At 63.2% G+C, this 25,134-nt stretch carries 21 protein-coding genes; 12 read left to right on the forward strand and 9 right to left on the reverse strand.

The features are described 5' to 3' along the window. Positions 1-52 precede the first annotated feature (52 nt). From FJW04_RS11975 to FJW04_RS11990, 4 genes are read left to right on the forward strand one after another with little or no spacing between them, the layout of a single operon-like run. Positions 53-445 (forward strand): lasso peptide biosynthesis B2 protein, encoded by a 393-nt coding sequence (locus FJW04_RS11975; RefSeq protein ID WP_224584338.1) that lies wholly within the window; start codon positions 53-55, stop codon positions 443-445. Continuing rightward, entirely contained in the window at positions 442-2,364 is a 1,923-nt protein-coding gene (locus FJW04_RS11980; protein WP_015314228.1) for a lasso peptide isopeptide bond-forming cyclase, read from the forward strand. The genes FJW04_RS11975 and FJW04_RS11980 overlap by 4 nt, the downstream gene beginning before the upstream one ends. Beyond that, positions 2,361-3,338 carry a serine kinase gene (locus FJW04_RS11985; protein ID WP_140714299.1) on the forward strand — a complete coding sequence of 326 codons (978 nt, stop codon included), beginning with the start codon at positions 2,361-2,363 and terminating at the stop codon, positions 3,336-3,338. Before FJW04_RS11980 ends, FJW04_RS11985 begins: the two co-directional genes overlap by 4 nt. Further along, a complete protein-coding gene (locus tag FJW04_RS11990) occupies positions 3,331-5,175 on the forward strand; it encodes an ABC transporter ATP-binding protein (protein WP_140714301.1) in 1,845 nt (614 codons plus the stop codon). Before FJW04_RS11985 ends, FJW04_RS11990 begins: the two co-directional genes overlap by 8 nt. Positions 5,176-5,196: 21 nt before the next feature. On the opposite strand, the gene FJW04_RS11995 is transcribed toward FJW04_RS11990, so the two are convergent. Then, positions 5,197-5,472 (reverse strand): hypothetical protein, encoded by a 276-nt coding sequence (locus FJW04_RS11995; RefSeq protein WP_015314231.1) that lies wholly within the window; start codon positions 5,470-5,472, stop codon positions 5,197-5,199. A 599-nt stretch (positions 5,473-6,071) separates the two neighbouring features. On the opposite strand from FJW04_RS11995, the gene FJW04_RS12000 reads away from it, so the two are divergent. Next, on the forward strand, positions 6,072-6,749 hold the full coding sequence (locus FJW04_RS12000; RefSeq protein WP_015314232.1) for a sugar transferase: 678 nt from the start codon (positions 6,072-6,074) through the stop codon (positions 6,747-6,749). A gap of 85 nt (positions 6,750-6,834) precedes the next feature. Next, positions 6,835-8,091, forward strand: coding sequence for a polysaccharide biosynthesis/export family protein (locus FJW04_RS12005; RefSeq protein ID WP_181172928.1), 1,257 nt, complete (start codon positions 6,835-6,837; stop codon positions 8,089-8,091). 193 nt (positions 8,092-8,284) lie between these two features. Here FJW04_RS12005 and FJW04_RS12010 read toward each other — a convergent pair whose 3' ends face one another. Then, on the reverse strand, positions 8,285-9,583 hold the full coding sequence (locus tag FJW04_RS12010; protein WP_140714303.1) for an O-antigen ligase: 1,299 nt from the start codon (positions 9,581-9,583) through the stop codon (positions 8,285-8,287). A gap of 449 nt (positions 9,584-10,032) precedes the next feature. Here FJW04_RS12010 and FJW04_RS12015 point away from each other — a divergent pair, with 449 nt between their 5' ends. The 5 genes from FJW04_RS12015 to FJW04_RS12035 all read left to right on the forward strand — a co-directional run bounded on the left by FJW04_RS12015 (position 10,033) and on the right by FJW04_RS12035 (position 16,645). After that, a complete protein-coding gene (locus tag FJW04_RS12015) occupies positions 10,033-10,785 on the forward strand; it encodes an SDR family NAD(P)-dependent oxidoreductase (protein WP_015314235.1) in 753 nt (250 codons plus the stop codon). Positions 10,786-10,801: 16 nt separating this feature from the next. Beyond that, entirely contained in the window at positions 10,802-12,328 is a 1,527-nt protein-coding gene (locus FJW04_RS12020) for a glycosyl hydrolase (RefSeq protein ID WP_246673793.1), read from the forward strand. Beyond that, entirely contained in the window at positions 12,321-13,661 is a 1,341-nt protein-coding gene (locus FJW04_RS12025) for a glucoamylase family protein (protein ID WP_015314237.1), read from the forward strand. Before FJW04_RS12020 ends, FJW04_RS12025 begins: the two co-directional genes overlap by 8 nt. Then, entirely contained in the window at positions 13,651-15,180 is a 1,530-nt protein-coding gene (locus FJW04_RS12030; RefSeq protein WP_140614949.1) for a mercuric reductase, read from the forward strand. The genes FJW04_RS12025 and FJW04_RS12030 overlap by 11 nt, the downstream gene beginning before the upstream one ends. A gap of 205 nt (positions 15,181-15,385) precedes the next feature. Next, entirely contained in the window at positions 15,386-16,645 is a 1,260-nt protein-coding gene (locus tag FJW04_RS12035) for a glycosyltransferase family 4 protein (protein WP_246673794.1), read from the forward strand. Between the two features lie 152 nt (positions 16,646-16,797). On the opposite strand, the gene FJW04_RS12040 is transcribed toward FJW04_RS12035, so the two are convergent. Together FJW04_RS12040 and FJW04_RS12045 are read right to left on the reverse strand one after the other, a co-directional pair. Next, the gene (locus FJW04_RS12040) at positions 16,798-17,373 is read right to left on the reverse strand and encodes a DUF1349 domain-containing protein (protein WP_140614951.1); all 576 of its coding nucleotides are present in this window, start codon (positions 17,371-17,373) and stop codon (positions 16,798-16,800) included. A gap of 64 nt (positions 17,374-17,437) precedes the next feature. Beyond that, positions 17,438-18,877: an aldehyde dehydrogenase family protein gene (locus FJW04_RS12045; RefSeq protein ID WP_015314241.1), complete on the reverse strand. Its 1,440-nt coding sequence runs from the start codon at positions 18,875-18,877 to the stop codon at positions 17,438-17,440. 274 nt (positions 18,878-19,151) lie between these two features. On the opposite strand from FJW04_RS12045, the gene FJW04_RS12050 reads away from it, so the two are divergent. Next, a complete protein-coding gene (locus FJW04_RS12050; protein WP_181172926.1) occupies positions 19,152-19,811 on the forward strand; it encodes a TetR/AcrR family transcriptional regulator in 660 nt (219 codons plus the stop codon). Between the two features lie 80 nt (positions 19,812-19,891). Here FJW04_RS12050 and FJW04_RS12055 read toward each other — a convergent pair whose 3' ends face one another. The 5 genes from FJW04_RS12055 to FJW04_RS12075 form a co-directional block, all read right to left on the reverse strand. Further along, on the reverse strand, positions 19,892-20,377 hold the full coding sequence (locus FJW04_RS12055; RefSeq protein WP_140714307.1) for a hypothetical protein: 486 nt from the start codon (positions 20,375-20,377) through the stop codon (positions 19,892-19,894). Positions 20,378-20,544: 167 nt separating this feature from the next. Further along, entirely contained in the window at positions 20,545-21,792 is a 1,248-nt protein-coding gene (locus FJW04_RS12060) for an SfnB family sulfur acquisition oxidoreductase (protein WP_140714309.1), read from the reverse strand. Between the two features lie 24 nt (positions 21,793-21,816). Beyond that, entirely contained in the window at positions 21,817-22,608 is a 792-nt protein-coding gene (locus FJW04_RS12065; RefSeq protein ID WP_140714311.1) for an ABC transporter ATP-binding protein, read from the reverse strand. A 67-nt stretch (positions 22,609-22,675) separates the two neighbouring features. Beyond that, positions 22,676-24,013, reverse strand: a complete 1,338-nt coding sequence (locus tag FJW04_RS12070) for an ABC transporter substrate-binding protein (protein WP_140714313.1) — start codon at positions 24,011-24,013, stop codon at positions 22,676-22,678. A 78-nt stretch (positions 24,014-24,091) separates the two neighbouring features. After that, the gene (locus tag FJW04_RS12075) at positions 24,092-25,132 is read right to left on the reverse strand and encodes a branched-chain amino acid ABC transporter permease (RefSeq protein WP_140714315.1); all 1,041 of its coding nucleotides are present in this window, start codon (positions 25,130-25,132) and stop codon (positions 24,092-24,094) included. Between the last annotated feature and the right edge of the window lie 2 nt (positions 25,133-25,134).

The following is a 25,134-nucleotide window of genomic DNA, read 5'->3' on the forward strand; positions in this document are numbered from 1 at the left end:
CCGGCCGATGAAGCAGCGGCCTGGCAGGCGCAGCCTGGCCAGGATCTTGTCCTTGAGCGGCTCGGAAGCGCTTTTCCTGTGCCGCTGCCTGCTGGTGGTCACGACCGTCCGGCTCGGGCTGACATTGTTCTCCTACAACCGGGTGCGTGGGATGGTGACGCGGCTCAACGCGCACCAGTGTGCCAGCATGGGCGAGTTGCGGCTCGTCGCCTGGGGGGTTGCCGCCGCAGCACGGTTCGTTCCGGGCGCCACCTGCCTGACCCAGGCGCTGTCGGGCCAATACCTCCTCGCGCGCCAGGGCAATGCGTCGAACATCCGCATCGGCATCGAGCGCGGCACGGGCGAGCAATTGAAGGCGCATGCCTGGCTGGTCAGCGATGACCACATCGTGCTTGGCGGATCCGTCGATGGTTTCGCCCACCTGATCGACCACGGCAGCCGATGAGCGGCGTAGCCGGAATCCTGCTGCGACAAGGCCCCGCGCCGGCTGAAGCGGCGAGCGACATCCAGCAGATGCTGGCGCGCATACGCCATCGTGGTCCCGACGGAACCTCGTGGTGGCAGGACAGCGGCGTCGCGCTTGGCCATGCCTGGCTCAACACCACCGACGAAGCCGGCCCCGGCCCGCTGACCATGGCCGGCGGCAAGCTGGCCATCACCGCCGATTGCCGGCTCGATAACCGCGACGAGCTGCTCGCAAGGCTCGGCATCAGGGACAACTCGGTCGCCGATGCGGCGTTGCTGATGCGGGCCTATCTGCGCTGGGGTGAAACGTGCCCCGTGCATCTGCAAGGCGACTTCGCCTTTGCCATCTGGGATGCCGAGCGGCAGCTTTTGTTTTGCGCGCGAGACCATTTCGGGGTCAAGCCTTTCTACTACCACGCAGCGGAACGCCGCTTTGCCTTTGCCTCCGAGATCGGGCCAATGCTCGGCCTCGACGGGGTCGGTGCGCGCCTCAGCGAGCACCGGATTTCGGGGTTCCTGGCCGGGCTGCCCGATGACCCGCAGTCCACGCCCTACAGCGACATCTTCGCCCTGCCGGCGCGTCACAGCCTCACCGTCACCGCGCAACGTCTGGTGCTGCGCCGGTACTGGCAGATCGAACCATCGCAGCGAGCACCGCGGCCTGATGCCGCGGAGGAATTCGCCCATCTGTTCGCGCAATCGGTCCGCAACCGCATGCGAGGAAGTCCGTCGATCGGCGCGATGCTGAGCGGCGGCCTCGATTCATCCTCGATCACCTGCGTGGCGGGAGTGCAAAATGCGGCCGAGCGCAAGCCGAGGCTACCGACCTTCTCGCTCGTGTTCGAAAAGGGTTCCTCGATGGACGAGCGCCCGTTCATCGATGCCGTGCTCGATCAGCAGAAGGCCGATCCGACGTTCATCCCAGTCGGCAATTATGCACCCTTCGCTGAATTCGAACGGGTGCTGGAGGAACAGGAAGGCACGTTCCTGGCGCCGGGCCTGACGCTGACCCGCGGTATCTACCGGACGGCCGGCGCCAAGGGCATCAAAGTGCTCCTCGACGGCCATGGCGGCGACGAAGTTGTTTCACAGGGGCATGGCCATCTGCACGAGCTTGCCAATGGCGGCAGGTGGCTGGATCTTTGGCGCGAGGTCCGCAGCGCCTCCAACACCTATGGCGACAGCACGCTCGGCCTCTATTTCCAGTTCCTGACCATCTACGGGCCGGCCTGGCGCATCGCCAGGCTGAGACAGCTGGGGAACCGAGCCCTGAACAGGATGCGCAGGCCTGCCCGATCGAAGCGTGGCCGCAGCTGGCGCGACCTGATCAATCCGGACCTTGCCAGGCGAACCGAGCTCATCGACCGGTTCCATCGGGCTGGCTACATGCCGCCCGGCGTCCAAGCCAGCGACGCGCTCAGCCACCGCTGGATCCTGTCCAACGGCTATGTTCCGCACTCTTTCGAAGTTTTGGACAAGGCCGCCGCCAATTTCGGCGTCGAGCCGCGGTATCCCTTCTGGGACAAGCCGCTGGTGGAATTCTGCCTGGGGCTGCCGGGCGAGGAGAAGCTCCGTCATGGGTTTGGCCGCTACGTGCTGCGCCGCGCCATGGAAGGCATCCTGCCGGCGGCGGTACAGTGGCGGCGCGACAAGATCGATTTCACCGCCAATCTGGTCAACGGCATGGTGCGCAACCATCGCGACCTGCTGGAGCAGTTGCTGGTCGGCGATGCGGGTCGCATCGCACCCTATGTCAACCTGCCGGAAGTAAACGCCGCCTATGCGCGGCTGCTGCGCCAGCCGGACCAGGCGGCACCGCTCGATGTCCAGTATGTCTGGCGCTCGGCGTCGCTGTCGCTGTGGCTGCGGCAGGTCCAGCATGGCGGGAGCCCCGCATGATGTCTCGCCATGAGCCGTTCGCCGGCGATCTCGACCGTCTTCCCAACCGCGACAGGACAGCGGGAGAACGAAGTTACTACCGCGCCTACGGCCTGCTCATAGCGTCCGACGTGTGGCTGCCCGAACTGGAGCCGGCGGACCCGGCAACGGCCGACATCGAGATCGTCATCGGCCCGATCGATATGCCCAAGCCTTCGGCGAAGGCAGCGACCGTCTTCCGTTTCGAGCCTGGCCGGCAGTATCTGGCCTGGGAGGCCGTCGGCGCATTCCTGATCAGCGACGCCCGCCGCATCGATGTCCAGCCGGCGCCCGGCGTCGACGACGCCTTGCTTGCCTTCCCGTTGCTGGGGCCGGTGCTGGCGCTGCTGCTGCACCAGCGCGGCCTGCTGGTGCTGCATGCCAGCGCCATCGCGGTGGCCGGCAGGGGCGCCATCTTCATGGGCGACAAGGGCGCCGGCAAGTCGACGACGGCAAGCGCGCTGATCCGGGCCGGACACGACCTGCTCACCGACGACGTCGTGGCGCTCGATCTCACCAACCCGGACGAACCGATGATCGTTCCGGGATTTCCGCAGATCAAGCTTGCCGCCGATGCCGCGGCGGCAATCTCGCTTGGGCAAGCGCAAGTGCGACCGCAAGTGCATCCGGCAATCGAGAAGATGCAGCATCGCCTGCACGGCGCCTTCTCCGGCAACAAGGTGCCGGCGGCCAGGATTTACATCCTCGAGCGCGGCGAAGGGGCGGGGATCACCCTCCTGCCTCAAATCGCCGCCTTGCCAGCCATCATCAAATTCTCCTACGTGACGCGGTTTGGCCGCGCGGCGCTCTCCGGCGATTTCGCGGCGATGCATCTTCGCCATTGTTCAGCGATCGCTAACCATGTCGGCGTGTGCCGGCTGAACGTTCCGACGGGCATCGACAGGATCGGCGAGGCTGTGGCGCTGATCGAAAAGGAATTGGCTGGCGATGCCTAGGTCATCGGTCTTCAGCCTGTCGCTGTTTCGCGATGTCGCGGCATTCGGCGCGGTCATTGCCCGGATCGGTGGACGACGAACCTGGACGGCGCTGCTGTTCCTGATCCTCGGCAGCCTGACGGAAGGCGTTTCCATCCTGCTGCTGGTGCCGCTGCTGCACCTGGTCGGCCGTGCCGACCAGGATTTCGCGGTAAGGCTGCCCAATATCGAGTTTGTGCACTGGCTGGTGCCCGGCGGAACGCTGCAGCTGACGACGGTGCTTTGCGCGCTGGTCGGGCTTGTTGCCGTGCAGGCAGCCTTCAACCGCTTCAAGTCGGTGTACATGGCAAGGCTGCTCTTCGATTTCATCAACCGCTTGCGCATGAACCTGTTCGAGAGCATCGGCAAGGCGCGCTGGGGCGTGTTCACGCGCATGCGCGGCTCCGATCTCGACCATGCCCTGACCGGCGACATAGACCGTGTCCAGGGGGCGGCTTTTGCCCTGCTGATGCTGGTGCAGATCGCCGTGCTGCTGGCGGGCTATCTGGTGATTTCCATGTTCATTTCGCCGGTCATGACGGCGTTTGCCGTCGTCATCGGCATCGTCATGTTCATAGCGCTGCAGCCATTTCGCTCGCGAGCCACCGCCTTCGGCCGGATCCTGACGACCAATCGCCAGGACCAGTACCGCACGGTCTCGGAATTTCTCGGCGGCATCAAGGTAGCCAAGAGCCTGAACGTCGAGGCCAGCTATTTCGCGCAGCTGCAGGTCACGCTCGAAAAGATGAAGGCCGACAATATCGCCTATGTCCGCAACTCTTCGATCGGCACCGCCGTGTTCCAGGTGGCGAGCGTCGTGGGCTTGAGCGTCTTCATCTATGTGGCGTTGGTCCGCTTCCACCTGTCGCTGGCCGAGATCGTCGTGCTGCTCCTGGTCTTCATGCGCATCGCGCCGCGCTTCATGGACATGCAGACGCAGGCCCAGCAGGTGCTGATCAACCTGCCCGCCTATACGGCAATGCGCAACCTGCAGGCGCGTTTCGACGCCGAACGGGAGCCTGGCCACGTCGAATCCACGGATGCCCGCAAGCTGACCCTCGATACGGGGCTGAACATTCGCGACGTCTCCTTTGTCTATGACGACGGCGCCGGCAAGGCAGTGGTGAGCGACATCACCTTCGGCCTTCCGGCCGGCAAGGTCACGGCGCTCATCGGCCCGTCCGGGTCAGGCAAGAGCACGATCGCCGACATGCTGCTCGGGCTGCTCGAGCCGACCACCGGCAAGATCCTCGTCGACGGCGTCGAGCTCGATGCCGGCAATCGCCGCCGCTGGCGCGATCAGGTGGCCTATGTGCCGCAGGACGTGTTCCTGGTGCATGATACGATCGCGGCGAACCTGCGCCTTGCCGCGCCCCAGGCCAGCGAGGACGACTTGTGGAAGGCACTGCGCGCCGCTCACGCCGGCGATTTCGTGGACCGACTGGACCTGAGGCTGAATACCGTGGTCGGCGACCGCGGCGTGCGCCTCTCGGGTGGCGAGCGCCAGCGCATCGCGCTGGCACGCGCGTTGCTGCGCAAGCCGTCACTGCTCATCCTGGACGAGGCGACAAGCGCGCTCGACTGGCAGAACCAGTCGCTTATCGCCCGGTCGATCGACGGCCTGCGCGGCGCAATGACGATCCTGACCATCGCGCACCGGCCGTCGATGATCGCCTTCGCCGACTGGGTGGTGGCGATGGAGGATGGTCGTGTGGTGGAGGTCGGGCAATATCAGCGGTTGAAGGCGAAGCCGGGGAGCCGGTTGTCCCGGATGCTGTCGGGAGAACAGTCGGAAACCGAACCCGCCGATGTGGCCTGAGGACGATGATGTCCCGTGGATCTAATGCAGCCCCCGCCGGACGCTGCCCAGCTTCTCGCCCTCGGGCACTTCGGTGGAGTTCTGCTTTCTCTCGGCTTCGCGCAGCCTGTCGGCCGGCGTTGGCGCGCTCCTGGCGATCATGGCATAGACGACCGCGAAATAACCGGCCTGGATGACCACCGCGCAGATGATGACACGCAGCAGTGTCGTGCCAAGCGAAGCTCCACCCAGCCAGGACCAGGCGACGACGATCGCGAGCGCGAACAGCATCCCAACGATGAATTTTGGAAGCGACATACCCAACAGCCCATAAACCGGCTCGGGTATATCCAACGATAGCCCCACCCGAGCGCCGTCCCTTGTGATGCGGGCTTGTTAAACCACCCGCTCTCGACCGGTTGCTTCCGGCCTTTCAACCTGTCGCCACCGTGACAGGTATAATTTGCAATTCTATTAAGGCGAGCAGAAGGCGGCAAGGGCAACCGCACATATTTTTGATTGCGCTTACGCGTTCGATTCTGCCATGCTGCAACGCACCCGGCCGCATTTCACTCAACCTGCAGCCATTGCAGATCTGGAGTACAACCCATAATATTAGATGGTATTTTAGGTGAATAGTCCAGAATATAGCATCGTCAGTAAGGACTCGTATGCTCTGGATCCCGACACTGGGAACGCGCCGCCCACAAAACGCCCTAAAAACGCCCGGATTTTTTTATGCTTGCCCATTTATTGTCACAAATGTGCTAAACATTTCGAAATTTGTGCAGCGCGAGCTTATTATTTAGTCAATTCATGACGCGACTATTTCAGCGGCGTGGGAAATTGTGTGTTGCGCTGCAGCATTTTTTTGGTATCGTGCGGTAAACCATTCGTTCAACGCATGGAGTTTCCGTATGAGGGATATTGCCAAGTCGGCCACGGCGGGGTTTTCGCAGGCCGACACCGACTTTCCGCCGCCGATCGGCGGCCTCATCAAGCGGAGTTTCGACATCGTCGGTTCGCTGGCTGGACTGATCGCGCTCAGCCCGCTGTTCATCATGATAGCGCTGCTCGTCAAATTCTCCGATGGCGGATCGGTTTTCTATGGTCACCGCCGAATCGGGCGCGGCGGACGGCTCTTCTCCTGCCTCAAGTTCCGCACCATGGTTCCGGACGGCGACAAGGTGCTGGCAGCCTATCTCGCGACCAATCCAGAGGCCAATGCGGAATGGATAGCGACCCGCAAGCTGAAGAACGATCCACGCGTCACCCGCGTCGGAACGGTGCTGCGCAAGCTGAGCCTCGATGAATTGCCGCAGATCATCAACATCCTCCAGGGCGACATGAGCCTTGTCGGGCCTCGCCCGGTGGTCCGGGACGAACTGGAAATCTATGGCAGCGCGGCTGTCTATTATCTGAAGTCCCGGCCCGGCCTGACCGGCCTATGGCAGGTCAGCGGCCGCAACGACGTTTCCTATGACAGCCGCGTCGCGTTCGACCGCCACTATGTCGAGAACTGGTCGCTGTTCGAGGACGTTCGCATCATCATCAGAACAGTGCCGGCCGTCTGGATGTCGCGCGGCTCTTACTGATCGGCCGGCAGGATCAAGGCATCCGGCGGCAAGCTCATCGGGCGATGGGGCTAAAACGGATCGGAACGCTCAGTTGAAGATAGACATTTTCGAAGCCTTTGGCAGCGGCCCGTTTTCCGGCCGCTCGCGGCTCCTGGCGACCTGCCTTGCGATGTCGCTTGCTTTTCCCCAGATGGCCGCCGCCGACGATTACCGTCTGGGCTCCCAGGACAAGCTCACCATCCGCATCGCCGAATGGCAGACCGTCGAAAGCACGTTCCGCGACTGGTCGTCGGTCAATGGCCAATATACGATCGGCCCGGCAGGCACGCTGTCGGTGCCTTTCGTCGGCGAGTTGCCGGCGGCCGGCAAGACCACGGCGGAGGTCGCCGCGGCGATCGGCGAGGCGCTGCAGCACAAGCTCGCTTTGTCGGACAAGCCCGAAGCCTCGGTCGAAATGGCACAGTTCCGGCCCTTCTACATTTCGGGCGAGGTGCAGAATCCCGGGCAATTTCCCTTTGTGCCCGATCTTACGGTGCTGAAAGCGATCAGCGTCGCCGGAGGCATCAGGCGCAACGCCGACTACGGTCCCCAGCTCGGCAAGGACCTGGTCACCGCCAAGGGCAATTTCGATATCTCCGACGACCAGCGCGTTCGGCTGATCGTCAAGCGCGCCCGCATCGACGCCGACATGGCCGGCAAGACGAGTTTTGAGGCACCCAAGGAGGTCGAAGGCGATCCGCGGCTGCCGACCATCGTCGCCGACGAGATGACAATCCTTACCGCCGACCAGAAGGCGCTGAAGCTCAAGCTCGAGGCGCTCGACGATCTCAAGGGTGTGCTGCAGGCCGAAATCGAATCGCTGCAGAAGAAGATCGTCAACCAGCAGAAGCAGGTCGACCTGGCCCAGCAACAGCTGGCCAGCATCGGTCCGCTGGCCCAGAAGGGACTGGTGGCCAATGCCAGGCTTCTGGATTCGCAGCAATCCGTTACCGACCTGCAGGGCAAGATCCTGGACTACGAGACAGCCATCCTGACCGCCAAGCAGGCGATCAGCAAGGCGACGCAGGACGCCATCGACGCCCAGAACACCTTGAGTTCGAGCCTCGCCGCCGATCGCCAGCAGACCGAAGCCGACCTGAACGAGGCCGCGCTGAAGGTGAATATGCAAAAAGGCCTGATAGCCCAGGCCACGGATCCGGCAACGACGGCCGCCATCACCAACGACCAGCAACCTACCTTGCTCTATTCGCTGGTGCGCAATGTCGACGGCAAGACCAGCGAAATCGCCGCCAAGGAAGACACACCGGTACTGCCTGGCGATGTGATCAAGATCAAGCTGGCGCCGCTGGCCAGCCAGTAGAAACGCGGAAGATCGCGGGCTCGCCGCGTTCTATCCACAGCGCAAGACTTTGAGCCTCAGCCAAGCCTGCTTGGCGGAGGTTTTTGCTGATAGATTTTCAGCACCGGAAAATCAGAATGGCTGTTGACGCAATCCCGAACGGAACCGCTACGCGGTTTTCCCGCGATGGCTTTAGACTAGCGGACTCTCATCATTACTCGGCTGCCGCGGGACGGTGAGGCCAGGCTGCCTGTCCGGCCTTGGCATCCGCCGGCTCGAAAGCCGGTGACCATCGCGTGCGGGTGACCGGCAGCCTCGCCAGCTTGAAGAAGCTGAAATACATCAGGAATGAACCCATGATGTAGGGGTTGAGTATCTCGACCTCGACGAAGGAGCGGATGAGCAGCAGCACCATCACGCCGATCAGAACCACCGATTCGGCCTGCCATGTCTTGAAGACCACCGCCGCGATGTGGCCGAGGAGCGTGCGCAGCATGATCAGCGATATCAGCACCGCCCCGGTGAAGCCGAGTTCGACAAGGGCTTCGACATAGGTGTTGTGGAAATGGAAGCCGGTGCGGGTGCTGATGTAGAATTCGTTCCACAGCCGCTCCGCCTCGGCAAAGCCCTGCACCCAATAGGCGGCATAGCCGACGCCAAGGATCGGCGATCGCATCGCGGCGTTCCAGCCCTGCTCCCACAGATAAGTCCGCCCGGTGAGCGTCGAATCCTTGCCGAAGATGCCAAGCACGAAGTCCATGAGCCCGAGATTGAGGGCGACGATGGCTACCACGACGATCATGCCGGCGCCGACCAGGAAGATCACCCGGCGGTAGCGTCGCGACAAAAGCTTGCTCATCGCAAGAAGCGCCACCAGCGCCAGAACCGCCGGTATCGAGGCCATCGAGGTGGCGGAATGCGAGACGACCAGCACATAGGCCGACAACAGCACGACCGGCACGGTCAGCATGAAACTCAGCCGGCCACGCCGAAGGAAAGCAAGGAACACGACCGAGAAATAGATGCCGAGCGAGCCGACGAAGCCGATCTGGTTCTTGGAGGCGAAGGCGCCGACGAAATTATAGGTGCCGTCGAGGACGTCCTCGGAATAGGCGCCGACTTTCAGCGAATAGAGCAGGACGAAGAATATGCCGACCAGGGCGCCTATTGTCAGGGTGCGCACGCTGACGGTGCGTGCGGCGACATAGGCGCAGGCGATATGGGACAAATACTGGACCGCCGTTCTGGCGGTGATGCCGGGCGCCTGCGACCAGAATATGGAAAAGCAGACATAGGCCGCGAAGAGCAGCGGCAGCCAGGCGCTGGACAGTTGCCGCAGGAAACGCCGGTAGTCGACCAGGATAAGCGGAAGCCAGACGGCATAATAGGCCAGGATCAGCACCTGGCCGAAAATGACGGAATAGGAGAACGCCCAGATCGAAACGGCAACGGCAAAGCTGCCATAGACCGAATTCTTCTCGGGATCGACGAGCAGGGATTTGGGAATTTTCATCTCACGGTCCCGTCGACACGACCCAGGACCGGCAGGCCGCAAACCAGCCGGCATATCCGCAAACAGGGTCGTACAAGAAACGGCGCCTCCATTGTGCAGTGCAATATAACCTATCGCACCCCGTGCTCAATGGCAAATCCGGTCACCTTGTCTTACAGCGCGGCGATCGCCGAGAGATGTCGGCCGTGGACGGGCCAATCGGTCATGTGCTCCGACTGCCATCAGGAACGAGGCGCGTCCCTTGAGGTTTCCTTAGTCCATGCGCATGCCTAAATCGGCCTCGCCGTGGTGGGTATGGTGGAAGCGCTGCGCGAACCGCGCCATAATCCGGCCGATTGGCCCAGACGATCCGGCCGCATGCCGGCTTGAACTCGGTCGGCGGTCACCTCACAGTCCCAAGACGGGCCAGCACGCGGGGCGGCTTCAGCCAACATGACCAGGGGGAACACATGCCAATGAATTTCGCGGGGCGCTTCTCAGGCCGGTCGGCGGTCATCACCGGGGGTGCCTCGGGCATCGGACTGGCGGTCGCGCAGAGGATCGTCGACGAAGGCGGGCGCGTCTGCGTCTGGGATCGCGATCCCGCACAGATCGAGCAGGCGAAAGCCATTGTTCCCGGCCTGCGTGGAGTGACGTTGGACGTTGCGGATGCGGCAAGTGTGGAGGTCGCCGCACGATCGACGATCGACGCCTTCGGCGCGGTCGACATACTGGTCACCAGTGCGGCCATCACCGGCCCTAACATGACCACCTGGTCCTATTCGGTCGAGGACTGGCGTGGGGTCATCGACATCAACATCAACGGCGTCTTCTACTGCAACAAGGCGCTGGTGCCACACATGCTCGAGCGCAACTATGGCCGCATCGTCAACATTGCCTCGATCGCTGGCAAGGAAGGCAATCCCAACGCTTCCGCCTACAGCACCTCGAAGGCGGCGGTGATCGGCCTGACCAAGTCGCTCGGCAAGGAACTCGCCAAAACCAAGGTGACGGTCAATTGCGTGACGCCAGCCGCCGTGCGCACCGCGATCTTCAAGCAGATGAAGCAGGAGCACATCGATTTCATGCTCTCCAAGATACCGATGGCGCGGTTCGGCGAGGTCGAGGAAGTGGCGGCGCTGATCTCATGGATCGCCTCGGAGGAATGCTCGTTCACCACGGCCGCTGTGTTCGACGTCTCGGGCGGCCGCGCCACCTACTGATGCACTACAAATCCGCGTGAGCAGGCAACGATATGCCATCGCCGACGTATATCCGGTGATGGAAGGTGTAGAAACGGCAAATATTTCAGACAGTTCCACGGGTGTGACCTTTCGCTGCGATCTCGGCGTTCAGGGAGAGGAATTCCCCCACTTCTGGGAACATACGGTCGGCAGCGGCCACGCGACGCTCGCCCTGCGCGCGGACTGGCAGGCACAGATGCGCCGGGCGCATGACGAACTCGGCTTTCGCCATGTCCGTTTTCACGGGCTGCTCGACGACGACATGGGCACGCTCATCGACCAGGACGACAAGCCGCTCTATTCGTTCTTCAATGCCGATCAGATCTTCGATTTCCTGCTGTCGATCGGCATGCGCCCCTTCGTCGAGCTGAGTTTCACGCCGACGATGCTGTCGTCGTCCGGAAAGATCGTCTTCCGTTATCGCGCCAATGTCAGCGCGCCGAAGGACTACGACCAGTGGTCGACGCTGATTTCGAAACTCGTCGCTCACTGGGTTGATCGCTACGGCCTCGACGAGGTGCGGCAATGGTTCTTCGAGGTCTGGAATGAACCCAATCTCGAGGCGTTCGGCAGCGGCAAACAGGAGGATTATTTCAAGCTGTATGCCTACACGGCAAGAGCAATCAAATCCGTTGACACGCATTTGAAGGTCGGCGGACCAGCCACAGCCGACAATGCCTGGATCGATGAGTTCATCGCTTACTGTGGCCAGAACGGCCTTCCCGCGGACTTCGTCAGCACGCACCATTATCCGACCGATGCCTTCGGCCAGCCTGGCGACGACACCGAAGCCCAGCTCTCGAAAAGCACGCGAAGCGTCCTGCGCGAGGAAGCGCGCACCGCGCGACGGCAGGCAGGCGACCGTCCGCTCTACTACACCGAATGGTGCACATCGTCGAACCCGCGCGATCCCATGCACGACGAGCCCTATGCCGCCGCCTTCATCGTCAAGACGGTCATGGAGGCGAGAGGGCTGGTTCAGGGCTACAGCTACTGGACCTTTTCGGATATTTTCGAAGAGAATTATTTTCCATCCCTGCCCTTTCATGGTGGTTTCGGCCTGATGAACCTTCACGGCGTAGCCAAACCGGCTTACCGTGCCTTCGAAATGCTGCATGGCCTTGGAACCGAAATCCTGTCGACTCAAGGCAATCATCCCACCGTCGACAGTTGGTGTGTGCGCGACGGAAATTCGTTGACCGTGCTGATCTCCAACTTCGCTTTGCCGCGGCATCCGATCGCGAACGAGACCGTGCAGATTCAACTTGAGAATGCACGGCGGCCCGACATGGTAACCATCCGACGCGTCGATGCGGCAAATGCCAACCCCAAGGCGCTATGGGCGACGATGGGAAGTCCCGATTACCTGAGCCGAGCAATGGTAGAGCATTTGCATGCGGCCTCGGCGATGCCGAAACAGCCGCAAGCGATCGCCTTCAGCGATCATACCCTTCTGTTCGATGTCACCGTACCTGCGCAGGGCGTTGCTGCCATCAGGCTGGAGTTTTTATCGATTGCTTAGAGCAGATCCCGCCGCGCTGGCCGATGACGAACTGCTGGACCGCTGTCAACGCGCCGCGTTCGGCTATTTCCTGGAGAACGTGAACCCCGACAACGGGCTGGTCGCCGACACGTCGCGGCCCAATTCGCCGTGCAGCATCGCCGTCGTCGGTTTTGCCCTGTCCTGCTATCCGATCGGCGTCGAACGTGGCTGGATAACGCGTGATGCGGCTGCCTGCCTGACCCTTGCGGCGCTACGCTTTTTCCAGACCAGCACGCAAGGCAGCGGCCACGACGTCACCGGCCACAAGGGTTTTTACTACCACTTTCTCGACTTGAGGAGCGGCTTGCGCGTTTGGCGCTGCGAACTGTCGATGGTGGATACCGCCCTGCTGATCGCCGGCATGCTGGTGGCGAGCGCCTATTTTTCCGGCGACAACGACGAGGAAGCCGAAATCCGCCTCCTGGCCGAGGCGCTCTACAGGCGCGTCGACTGGCGATGGGCGCAAGGCAGCAGCCCAACGCTCCGCCAGGGCTGGAAGCCGAGGAGCGGCTTTCTGCATTATGGCTGGGAAGGCTATAACGAGGCGACGATCCTCTATGTGCTGTCGATGGCCTCTCCGGACCGCCCGACCTCGGACGACAGCTACGAGGCCTGGACGGCGACCTATCAATGGGAAAACATCTACGGCCACGACGTGCTCTATGGCGGGCCGCTGTTCATGCACCAGTTCTCGCATGCCTGGATCGATTTCGCAGGCATCCGCGACGCTTTCATGCGGGAGAAGAATTCGGACTATTTCGAAAACAGCCGCCGCTCGACATACCTTCACCGCGACTACGCCCGGCACAACCCTTACGGCTTTGACGGCTATGGCGAGAATTTGTGGGGTCTTTCGGCCGGAGACGGACCGGGCGGCTTCCGCGCCAGCGTGGAGCGGCGGACCCACCGGTTTTCCGGCTATGCCGCGCGCGGCGCGCCTTTCGGACCGGATGACGGGACAATCGCGCCATGGTCCTATCCGGCGTCGCTGCCTTTCGCGCCGGACATTTGCCTGGCGGCGCTGCGTCACCTCGTCGATCGTTATCCGGAGGTTCTCGACGATTTCCGCCTGCCGAGCGGTTTCAACCCGACATTGGCCAACCGCCGCAAATTCGGCCGCAACGGCTGGGTCTCGGAAGGCCACTACGGGCTCGACCAGGGCATCGCGGTGATGATGATCGAAAACCACCGTTCCGGACTGATCTGGAAGCTGATGCGTTCCAATCCCCATATCCGTCGCGGCCTGGGCAAGGCGGGTTTCACCGGCGGATGGCTGTCGCGGCCGGTACCCGGAGGGCGCGATGTCGCGTGAACCGACGAGAGCCGCCGTCTTCCCTGTCGACAGCAATGACGTCGAACTGATCAGGGGCGCGCATCCCGCGCACTGGAAGAACCCGACCCCGAACGGCCCCTACAATCTCGTCGTCATCGGCGCCGGGCCGGCCGGGCTGACCGCCGCGCGTGACGCCGCGAGCCTTGGCGCGAAGGTCGCGCTGATCGAACGCGGGCTGATCGGTGGTGCCTGTGTCAATGTCGGCGGCATCCCGTCGAAGTCGATCATCCGCACGGCCAGGCTCTATGCCGATATGCGCGATGCCGAGAGCTTTGGCGGCGACCCGCCAGACCACCTTCGTGTCGACTTTCAACGGGCGATGACACGGATGCGGCAGATACGGCAGCGGATCAGCCGTGCCAATTCGGCCGTTTCCGTCGCAGCCGAGGGCATCGACCTCTATTTCGGCGAAGCGCGCTTCGCCGGACCGGACACCGTCGTGGTCGCGGACAGGACCCTGCATTTCAAGAAGGCATTGGTCGCGACGGGCGCGCATGCGAGCGGGCCCGCGATTCCGGGGCTTGCCGAGGCCGGTTATCTCGACAACGAGACCATGTACGACCTTACGCAATGCCCGCCGCGGCTCCTCGTCATCGGCGGCGGGCCGCTCGGCTGCGAGACGGCGCAGGCTTTCTGCCTGCTCGGCGCCAAGGTCATCCTGGCGCAGAGCGATCCGATGTTCCTGCCCGGCGAGGAGCGCGACGCCGCGCAGATCCTTTCGGATGCGCTGGCGCGCGAGGGGATCGAGGTGCGGCTGAACACCGAAGTGGTGGCGGTGCGGATGGAGGGCGAGAAGAAGGCCGCCGACCTGATGCGGGATGGCGACACGACGACGATTACGGTCGATGAGATCATCACTGGCGTCGGCCGTTCGCCCAACGTCGATGGCCTGGGCCTCGATGAAGCCGGCGTGGCCTATGACGCCAGCGGCATCAAGGTCGACGATTATCTGCGATCCACCAACCCAAATGTCTACGCAGCGGGCGACGTCTGCCTCGAATACAAGTTCACCCACACCGCCGAGGCAACAGCGCGCATCGTCGTGCGCAATGCCCTGTTTCGCGGCCGCGAAAGGCTCAGCGAACTCGTTATCCCCTGGTGCACCTATACCGATCCGGAGATCGCCCATGTCGGTCTCTATCCCCTGGAGGCGCGGCGCAACGGCATTCCGGTCAAGACCTATACGGTCCTGATGCACGATGTCGCCCGCGCCGTGATGGACGGCGAAGAGGAAGGGTTCGTCAAGATCCACGTCAGGGAGGGATCCGACCGCATCCTGGGAGCGACGGTCGTCGCCAGCCATGCCGGCGAGATGATCAATGCCGTGACCCTCGCTATCCGTTCGGGCATGGGATTGCATGCGTTGGCCGATGTCATCCATCCCTTCCCGACACAGGCGCAAGGCATCAAGATGGCGGGCGACGCTTACCGACGGACACGGTTCACTTCATTGCGCAGGCGCCTGGCGGCCCGCTGGCTGGCCTGGTCCAGGCGATAAGCCTTTGCGCTCGGTCCCAGCCGGATCCGCATTGCGACCGATCCGCAAGGCAAGCGCGCCGGGCATCAGACTGTGATCCAACGCTTGACGAAAGCACGGTTCGGCTAAACAAGTCGAAGCTGATTTCTGTGGCTGCGGGGGCCTCGTTAATGTCGTCCGAGAAAGAGCTTGCGCAACTTCTGGCGCGAAGCGTCGGGCGTCCGCCTTGAGCGCGCGGCCCGATGCCGACATGCCGGCGCGCGGCAGCGGGCGACGCGTGCTGATCGTGTGCCATGAGCCGGCGTTTCCGCCGACTTCCGGCGCGGATCTGCGCAACTATCGCAATGCCGTGGCGGCGGCCGCGTTCGGACCGGCCTGCCTGGCCTCGGTGCGGCCCAGGGCCATCGCCATGACCGCGCCCAATCCGCTGATCCGCACCGAGGCGCTGTCGATCGAGGGAGAGCCCCGGACGGCTTCCATCGGATGGTGGCGTATAAGGGAGGAGCATCGCATTTCGCGCGCGGCCCTGGCACGGCTGGAAGCACTGATCCTCGAATTCCGCCCTGACACCGTGGTGGTCGAGAGCATCGGCCTGTTCAAGCTGCTGCGGCCTTTGCGATCGCTGGCAAAGCAGCTCATCCTCGACATGCACAATGTCGAGTCCGACTTGTCCGCGCAGATGAAACGCGCCGAAGCGACCGCATCGCGCCTTTCCGTTGCCGCATCGGTGCCTGGCATCAGGCATCTCGAAAGAAAGGCGCTCGCCCTTGTCGACAGGGTCTGGGTCTGCTCGAACGAGGATCGCGAGAAGCTGATGCGCTTTGGCGGGCGCGCGATGCCCATCGATGTCGTTCCCAATGGGATTCCCAACGTCGAGGCGATTCCCAATGTGCTGCCCCCGGAACCGTCGGCCAATAGCGGCTTTCCGGTGATCCTTTTCATCGGTCATCTCGGCTATCCTCCAAACGTCGACGCCGCCGTGCGATTGGCCCGGACCATATTGCCCCGCATCCGCCTGGCCTTGCCCGACGCGAAGCTGGTTCTCGCCGGACGCGGCCCGGAACCGGCCGTGCTGGCCCTGCGCGGGTTGCCCGATGTCGAGCTCGTTGAAGATCCCGAAAGCGTGGGGCCGCTCCTGTCCAGCGCGCATCTCAGCATCATCCCGCTCAGGGCGGGCGGGGGCACGCGCATCAAGATTCTGGAGGCGATGGCTTGGGGGGTGCCGGTGATCGCGACACCGCTCGCGGCCGAGGGCCTGGGCCTGGTCGAGAACGACGAGGTGCTGCTGTCGGCCAGCGACGAAGGCCTGGCCGCCATGGCCGTCCAACTTTCACGCGACGCCGGGCGCCGGGCAAGGCAGCGCGTGCGCGCCCACCAGGCCGTATGGGCAAGGTTTGGCCCGCAGGCGATCCGCGATGCCGTCCGTGCCGGGCTTGCCCTGGACAATGACGGCGATGACGACCAGCCGTCTCGGATCACCCCATGAGCCGCCGATTATCCCGCCGATCCTGCACCGGGCGTGGAAGACGGACAGCGTTCCCGAACGCTTCCAGCCTATGCCGAGAGCTGGAAGGGCCTTGGGGCCGCAATGTCCTACCGGTCCGTTCGCACACGCCACGCGGAGCCCGGTTGCAAGGGTCAGTCGTGCAGATCCCGCGCAATCGGCGGACCGACCGAAAATCCGGAGAACGTGACTTCGAAACCTTCACGCTGCGGCGAACAGCACATCAACCCGACATCGACCATCTTCGAGGTCGGGAAATAGGCGAGCCGCACCGGCTTCCAATGACCGTCGGAAGCGTCGAGATACTGGACGCGGACCGCCTCGCCGTGGCGGGTCAGGCGGATCCTGACGCCGTCAGGGCCGGCGGCAATGGCCACCAGCGACCAGTCCGAGGTGTCGTTGGTGACGACGACGGAGAAATAGGCAAGACCATCGGTGTATTCGATGCCGGCCTTGATCCAGTGCGTTTCGCTCAGCCGGACCATCAGCCCGGCCTGATCGTAAAGCACCTCGTAGTCGCCCTTGACGGTCACTTCGGCGGTGAAATCGCCCTCGACCCGCCGATACAGGAAGTGGCCGTTGTCGCGCCAGAAGCCATAGAAGGTCTCACGCCAGAAATCGGTCTCCTTGCCGGTGCGCACGCGCACGCCATCACCTTCGATGGCATGATGCGGCGGCGGGTTGAGCCAGGTCAGGTCCTGCAATGTCATCCCTTTGCACCGGTCCGTTTCCAGGGGAGGTGACGGTCCGCCGGCGGTCGGCCGGCGCGCCAGATCATCCCGCGAACGTATAGGCGGTCTTTACCGTGGTGTAGAACTCCATGGCATAGCGGCCCTGTTCGCGCGGACCGAAGCTCGAACCCTTGCGGCCACCGAAAGGAACGTGGAAATCGACGCCCGCCGTCGGCAGGTTGACCATCACCATGCCGGCTTCGGAGTTGCGCTTGAAATGCGTGGCGTGCTTGAGGCTCGTGGTGCAGATGCCCGAGGTCAGGCCGAACGGCGTGTCGTTGGCGACGGCAAGCGCCTCGTCATAATCCTGGACGCGGATGACACTGGCGACGGGGCCGAAAATCTCCTCGCGCGAACTGCGCATGGCGTTGGTGGCCTCGGTCAGCAGCGCAGGCTTGAGATAGAAACCCGGCGTCTTGCGGTCGAGCCGTTCGCCGCCGAAAGCGAGCGTGGCGCCTTCGCGGACGCCGATGGCGATATAGTCCTCGTCCTGCTTGAGCTGGGTGGCGTCGACGACCGGGCCGATCTGGGTCTGCGCGTCGAGCGCGTCGCCGATCACCAGCTTTTCCATGCGCTCCTTGAGCGCGTCGACGAAACGGTCGTGGATGCCTTCGGTGACGATCAAACGCGACGAGGCCGTGCAGCGCTGGCCGGTCGAGAAGAAGGCGCCGTTCAGCGCGCAATCGACAGCGACCGCGAGATCGGCATCGTCGAGCACGACCAGCGGATTCTTGCCGCCCATTTCAAGCTGGAACTTGCGCATGTGCTCGACGCTTGCCGCCGCGACGCGCTTGCCGGTTCCCACCGAGCCGGTGAAGGAGATGGCGTTGACGTCGGGGCTGTCGAGCATCGCCTGGCCGACCACCGAGCCCTTGCCCATGACGAGGTTGAGCACGCCCTTGGGCAGGCCGGCGCGATGCAGGATGTCGACGATGGACCAGGCGCTTTCGGGAACGAGCTCGGCCGGTTTGAAGACGATGGTGTTGCCGTGGGCCAGCGCCGGAGCGATCTTCCAGGCGGGAATAGCAATGGGGAAATTCCACGGTGTGATGATGCCGACCACGCCGACCGCTTCGCGCGTGATCTCGACGCCGACGCCCGGCCGCACGCTTGGCACCACCTCTCCCGACAGGCGCAATGTTTCGCCGGCAAAGAAATCGAATATCTGGGCGGCGCGGATGGTCTCGCCAATGCCCTCGGCCAGCGTCTTGCCTTCCTCACGCGCCAGATTGCGGCCGAGTTCATCCTTGCGCGCCATGATCTCGTCGGCCGCCTTTTTCAGCACCGCATGGCGCGCCAGCGGACCGGAACGGGACCACGCTGGAAACGCCGCCTTGGCCGCCGCTATCGCCTGGCCCGCCTGTTCGACCCCCGCCGAAGCATATTCGCCGACGACGTCGCCGGTATCCGAGGGGTTGATGTTGCGGGAGCCGGCATCGCCGACCCATTCACCATCGATGAGGTTTTTTCGAAACGCTGTCATGTCCTTGCCTTCCTGGCTGTTGGCCGCGCGGCGGCATCTGTCTGAAGTGGTATTTGCCAGACAATTGCCTTGCGGGAAAGCACGCACTGGGCCTGCAGACCGCGACAAAAGTCCCCGGGCTGCACCCACGCCTTCGCGGCAGCGGCGACGGAGCCGCGTCGCCAAGCAATCCGGCTAACATGGGCGGGCAGCGCTCCGGGTCAAGGCCGGATCGCCTGTACAGGCATGTCCACAATCTTGATTTGCCTGGTGTGGCGTGTCATGCGTCGTCAAGATGGCAGCAATCGAAACGACGATCCAGCGCGCCGGCGCCACCGGCAACGTCAAGGCTACCCGCGAAGACTGGCTGAAGCTGGCGCTTGAAACCCTGATCTCGGACGGCGTCGAACGCGTCCGTGTGCTGACGCTTGGCCAGCAACTCGATGTCTCGCGCTCGAGCTTCTACTGGTATTTCAAGAGCCGGCAGGATCTGCTCGACCAGTTGCTGGACCATTGGCGGCAGACCAATACCCGATTCATCGTCGAGCGTGCCGCACGCCCTTCCGCGACTGTCATTCGAGGGGTGATGAGCATTTTCGAATGCTGGGTGGACGAAAAGCTGTTCGACCCCCGGCTGGATTTCGCCATCCGGGCATGGGCTCGACGCTCCCCCACCATCCGGCGTGCGCTCGACGAGGCCGACGAAGAACGCGTCACAGCCATCCGCGGCATGTTCTTGCGTCATGGCTATGAGGAGGAAGACGCGTTCGTTCGCGCTCGCGTGCTCTATTTCATGCAGATCGGCTACTATTCGCTCGAACTCAACGAGCCGATGAGCAGTCGCCTGCCGCATGTTGCCGCGTATCTGCGCAGCTTCACCGGCCAGGAGCCTTCGGCTGCGGATGTCGAGGATTTTTCGCGCTACGTCGCGAAAGCGGTCTCCGGCGGCCGGTAGCCGAAGACTCCGAACTCGTGATCCCAATAGCGCTTCGCCATGGAACGAAGAACAGGTGGCGATAGGATGGTAGGTTCCGGCTAAAGCGTAAACGACCAGAACAGGCAGGCCAGCGTGGCGGCGGCAAAGATCACGAAGAACAGGCTGCGCAGCAGCACGTTGCGGCGCAACTCGTTCATGACGAAGTGGCAACCGACGACCGCCACGGCAAACAGGAACCGCCAGTTCAACAACGCCAGAAGAGCGCTGCCCTGACCGAAGGCCCATCGGGCGAGCAGGCCGCCGACGATGGTGGCGAACAGCACGATGACAGTCCAGAAGATCGCATCGGCGGCATGGAGGAGGACGATACTGGCCGCGCGGATCGGCAGGATCATCATCAACAGCGCGCTGAAGAAAAAAATTGCCGCAAGCGGAATGAACGTTCCGGCGTCGGCGATGCCGTCGAGACGCTTGACGCCGATCGCGCCATAGGGATAGCCGTGGCGGGCCACCGCAAGGCTCAGCGCCATGAGCAAGGCGGTCAAGGCGGCGACGAGTGCGAAGGTCGTGAGGGCTTTGCTCATGGTGTTCCTGTCCCGAACGAATCAGACAGGAACCGGTGTAACCGATGGTCGTAAATTGCGCGTAAGCTTTCACCCGCCGCCGGCATCCGGAAGGGGATAACCGTCAGGGCAAAGCCACTCGGCGACGACAAGGTCGACCGCAGCCCGCGCCGCCCGCCTCCGGCAAATCAGCTCCAGGCGTGCAGCGGCGGATTCTCGCCGTTGAGGAAATATTTGCCGAGGATCGAATATTTCCAGCGCACCGGATCGTGCAGCGTGTGCGTGCGGGCGTTGCGCCAATGGCGATCGAGATTGTGCTCGGCCAGCGTCGAGCGCGTGCCGGCCAGTTCGAACAGCTTGTTCGTTGCGGCGATGGCGATCTCGGTCGACAGGATTTTTGCTTCCGCGGTAACGATCTGGGCTTGCGCGACCGTTTCGGCTGTCGGCTCGGCCACCGCCTTGTCGATGGCATGGCCGGCCTTTTCGAGCAGCGCCTGCGCCGCGTGCAGGCGCAGCGTGAGGTCGCCGACAGCCTGGATGGTGTAGGGATCGTCCCAGGCATTGTCGAAGCCGCTGTCGATCCAGGCGCGGCTCCTGGTCCTGACAAAGTGAACCGTCTCGTCGATCGCCGCCTGGGCGATCCCGGTGTCCACCGCCACCTGGATGATCTGGAAGATGGCGCCGTCGGCGGTCGGCTTGTCGTAGCCCTTGTAGCCCGGCACCAGATACGTCTTCGGCACCTTGACGTTGTCGATGATGACGGTGCCGGAGAGCGTCGTGCGCTGGCCGAAGCTCGACCAGTCGTCGATAACGGTCAGGCCGGGCGCACCACGGTCGGCGATGGCATACCAGGCGCGACCTTCGTCATCGAGCGCCACGATCGGCACCAGATGGGCAAGCAGCGCGCCGGACGAATAGAATTTGCGGCCGTTGACGACGACATGGTCGCCGGCGTCGGTGAAGCGGGTCTCGAAATCGGCGGCGCGCTTCGAACCGAACTCGGAAAAGGCGTTGCCGAACCGGGTACCCTTCAGCGCCTCGGTGAACAGCAGCTTCTGCTGTTCCACATCCGACACGGTGCGGATGGCCGCGATGACGCCGAGATGGTTCTGCGCGACCTGGCCGATTGAGGAATCGGCCGCCGAGATGATCTCGATCACCTTGACCAGCGTCGCATAGGACAGTTCCGGCCCGCCGAATTCCTTCGGCACATTGATCGACCACAGGCCGCTTTGGGAGAAGGCGTCGAGCTCGGCAACCGGCCAGATACGCTCGCGGTCGCGCCTGGACGCCCCCTTGACGAATTCGGCGGCGAGCGCATGGGCGATGGCGATCGCCTCCGCATCGTCCCTGATGATGTGTGCTGGTGCCGAGGGCCTTGCGACCGGCGGTACGGCGGCGGAAGCATGGTCTGTCTTGACGGCCGAGACGGTCATTTCATTGCTCCTTCAAATTTCGGTTCAGGCAACGGCGTGGAGACGGGATGGCTTGGCGGCGGGCGACGGCTGCTGGCCGAGATAGAGCGCCCTGATATCCTCGCGCTGGCGAAGATCGGCGGCCGCGCCGGACAGGACCGAGACGCCGTTTTCGAGCACAGTGGCGTGGTCGGCATAGCGAAGCGCGACCGCCGAGTTCTGCTCGGCGACCAGGATCGACAGACCGGTCTCGCGGTTGAGTTCTTTCAGCGTCTGAAAGATGTCCTGCACGATGAGCGGGGCAAGCCCCATCGAGGGCTCGTCGAGAACCAGCAGGCGCGGCCGCGACATCAGCGCGCGGCCGATGGCAGTCATCTGCTGTTCGCCACCGGAGGTGAGGCCGGACAATGTCCGGCGCTTTTCCCTGAGACGCGGAAAATAGGAATAAACCCGTTCGAGGTCCGCGTTGATTTCGGCTCGGCGGCCGCTGCGGCCGATGCCGCCGGCGACCAGGTTTTCCTCGACGGTGAGGCTCTTGAAACAGTGACGGCCTTCCAGCACCTGGACCAGCCCGGCGCGTACGAGATCGCCCGGCTTGCGGCGCGAGACATCCGAGCCATCATAGCGGATGGAGCCGGCGTTGACCTGGCCGTGCTCTGCCGGCAGCAGGTTGGAGACGGCCTTCAACGTGGTGGTCTTGCCGGCGCCGTTGGCACCGAGCAGCGCCAGAATCCCACCCCGCCTGATCTCGAAGCTGACGCCATGCAGCGCCGTGATGGCGTTGATATAGGTGGCGTGGACCGCGTCCACGGCCAGAATGATGTCGTCGTTCGGCATGGCTGTTTCCGTGCTTTGCGGATGGGCCGGGCGCCGCGGATGGTGTCCACGGCACCCGGCCCGGAGATCAGTTGGTGGTCACGGCGTTGGCATCGTCGGCGGTGCGCAGCTTGATGCCCTTCTCGGCGGCATAGGCCTCGGCCGACTTCTCGATGATCGGCCGCAGCAGCGCCCAATCCGGCGCGATCCAGTCGGAAACGACGTTCCACTTCTTGCCGTCCCACTGCTGGAAGGTCACGTAGCCCTCGCCCTCGTGGTTGTCCCAGCTGACATTGATCGAGTGGAACAGGTCCTTGGCCCCGAGCGCCTCGACCTTGGACGGGTCGAGCTTGAGGTGTTCGAAGCCCCAGCGGACTTCGTCGCCGGTCAGCGTGCGATGGCCGAACTTCTCCTGCGCGACGCGGATCGCCTCGACATTCAGGATGCCGTTGACGATGCCGAGATTGTGGTAGACAGAGCCGATGCGCGACTTGTCTTCGAGATTGCCCTTGCCGGCGCCGTAGACGGTCTTCACGATCTCCTGCACCACCGGATAGGTGTTGCCCGAGGCCTGGGTGGTGATGGCGGTGTAGCCCTTGGCGGCATCGCCGGCGGGGATGACGTCCTCTTCCGAATTCGACCAGACATTGCCGACGATGTGGTCGACGGGATAGCCGACCTTGACCGCCGTCTTCAGCGCCACCGGGTTCATCACGCCCCAGCCGCGCAGGACGACGAAAGCAGGCTTGGCGCGGCGGATGGTCAGCCATTGCGACTGCTGTTCGTTGCCGGGATGCGGCACCTCGATCTGCTGCACGGTGAAGCCATATTTCTGCGCCAGCAAATCATATATCGGGATGGTCTCCTTGCCGTAGGGCGAGCCGTGATAGAGCACGACGATCTTCTTGCCCTTGAGCTTGTCGATGCCGCCTTCCTTGGCGGCGATATAGTTCACGATGCCTGACGTCTCGCTGTAGGGGTTGAGCAGCAGCGGGAAGACGTAAGGGAAGACGCGCCCGTCGGTCGAGTCGGTGCGGCCATGGTTGACCGTGATCAGCGGCACCTTGTCGGCGGTGATACGGTCGATCATCGCATAGGCGATGCCCACTGAGAGCGGGTTCCAGGCAGCGGCACCCGCATGGCTCTTCTGCCGCTCGTAGCATTCGACGCCGCGCTCGACCTCATACTGGGTCTCACACTCGTCCCAGGTCAGCTTGACGCCGTTGACGCCGCCGTCGCGGATGTTGATGAGGTTGAGATAATCGATGAAGCCGCCGAAGAAGCCGGTGCCGCCGGCCGCGTAGGGTCCGACGCGATAGCTCTGCAGCGGGAAATATTGTTCGTCGGCATGAGCTGATGGCAAGGCCACCGACACAATCATCGCCGCGGACAAAGCCGCCGCCTTGATGGTGCTGAGGAAGGTCATGGCTAGGTACTCCCGGTATGGGCCGTCTTTGGTCCGGCCTCTGGTTCATCTTCGAATAGGATTCTGGAGTGCGAGGGCTCAGGTCGATTGCCAAGCGAACAGGAGCCGTCTTCGGATCCTGTCCCACAGGGCCACCAGCCCGTCGGGTTCGAGGATCAGAAACAGGATGATGAGGACGCCGAGCACGATGCGCTGGCTCATGTCGAGCACGCCCGAATCGAAGACATCGCCAAGCAGGAAGCCGCCGAGGCGCGACAGTGCGAGCGGAAAGACCACGATCAGGGCGGCGCCGAAGAATGCGCCGCGGATCGAGGCGAGGCCGCCAATGATGATGATGAACATTATCTGGAACGAGCGGTCGAGATCGAAGCCATCCGGCTCGACGGTCCTGAGATAAGCGAACGCCCAGATGACACCGGCGACGCCTATGACGAAGGACGAGATGGCAAAGGCCAGAAGCTTGGTCTTCAAGACCGGGATGCCGATGATGCGGGCGGCGGTCTCGTTGTCGCGGATGGCGATGAAGTTTCGTCCCGTCTGCGACGACACTAGCCGATAGGCGAAGAAGGTCAGGATGACGACGATGGTCAGCGCAAAGAAATAGCGGTCGACGGGGCCATCGAGTGTGAAGCCCGAAATCGAAAGCCTCGGCGCGTCGATGACGCCGGATGCAGAGTTGTTGGAAAACCAGCTGAACTTGGTCAGCGCCCATTGCACGAAGAACTGCGCGGCAAGCGTCGAAACCGCGAGGTAAAACCCTTTCAGCCGCAGGCTCGGCAAGCCGAAGACGATGCCGATCGCGGCGGCCACGATGCCGGCGAGGAAAATGCTGCCGATCAGTGGCAGGCCTTCGACGCGCAGGTTGAAATTATAGGCGGCAAAGACGCCTGCCGCCATGAAAGCGGCGCTGCCCAGCGAAACCTGGCCTGCATAGCCGGTCAGGATGTTGAGGCCGATACCGGCGAGGCTGAGCGCCAGGAACGGCAGCAGGATGGCCTCGAACAGGTAGCTCGAGCCGATCAGCGGCAAGACCCCATAGGCGAAGGCGAGCAGGAGTACGGGCACCGCCCATTTCGGCAGCACCGTCACGGCGGAAAAGTCGCTTGCAATCGCGGCCATGG

The sequence above is a fragment of the Mesorhizobium sp. B2-7-3 genome (assembly GCF_006440715.1).
In the GTDB taxonomy this organism is placed as follows: domain Bacteria; phylum Pseudomonadota; class Alphaproteobacteria; order Rhizobiales; family Rhizobiaceae; genus Mesorhizobium; species Mesorhizobium australicum.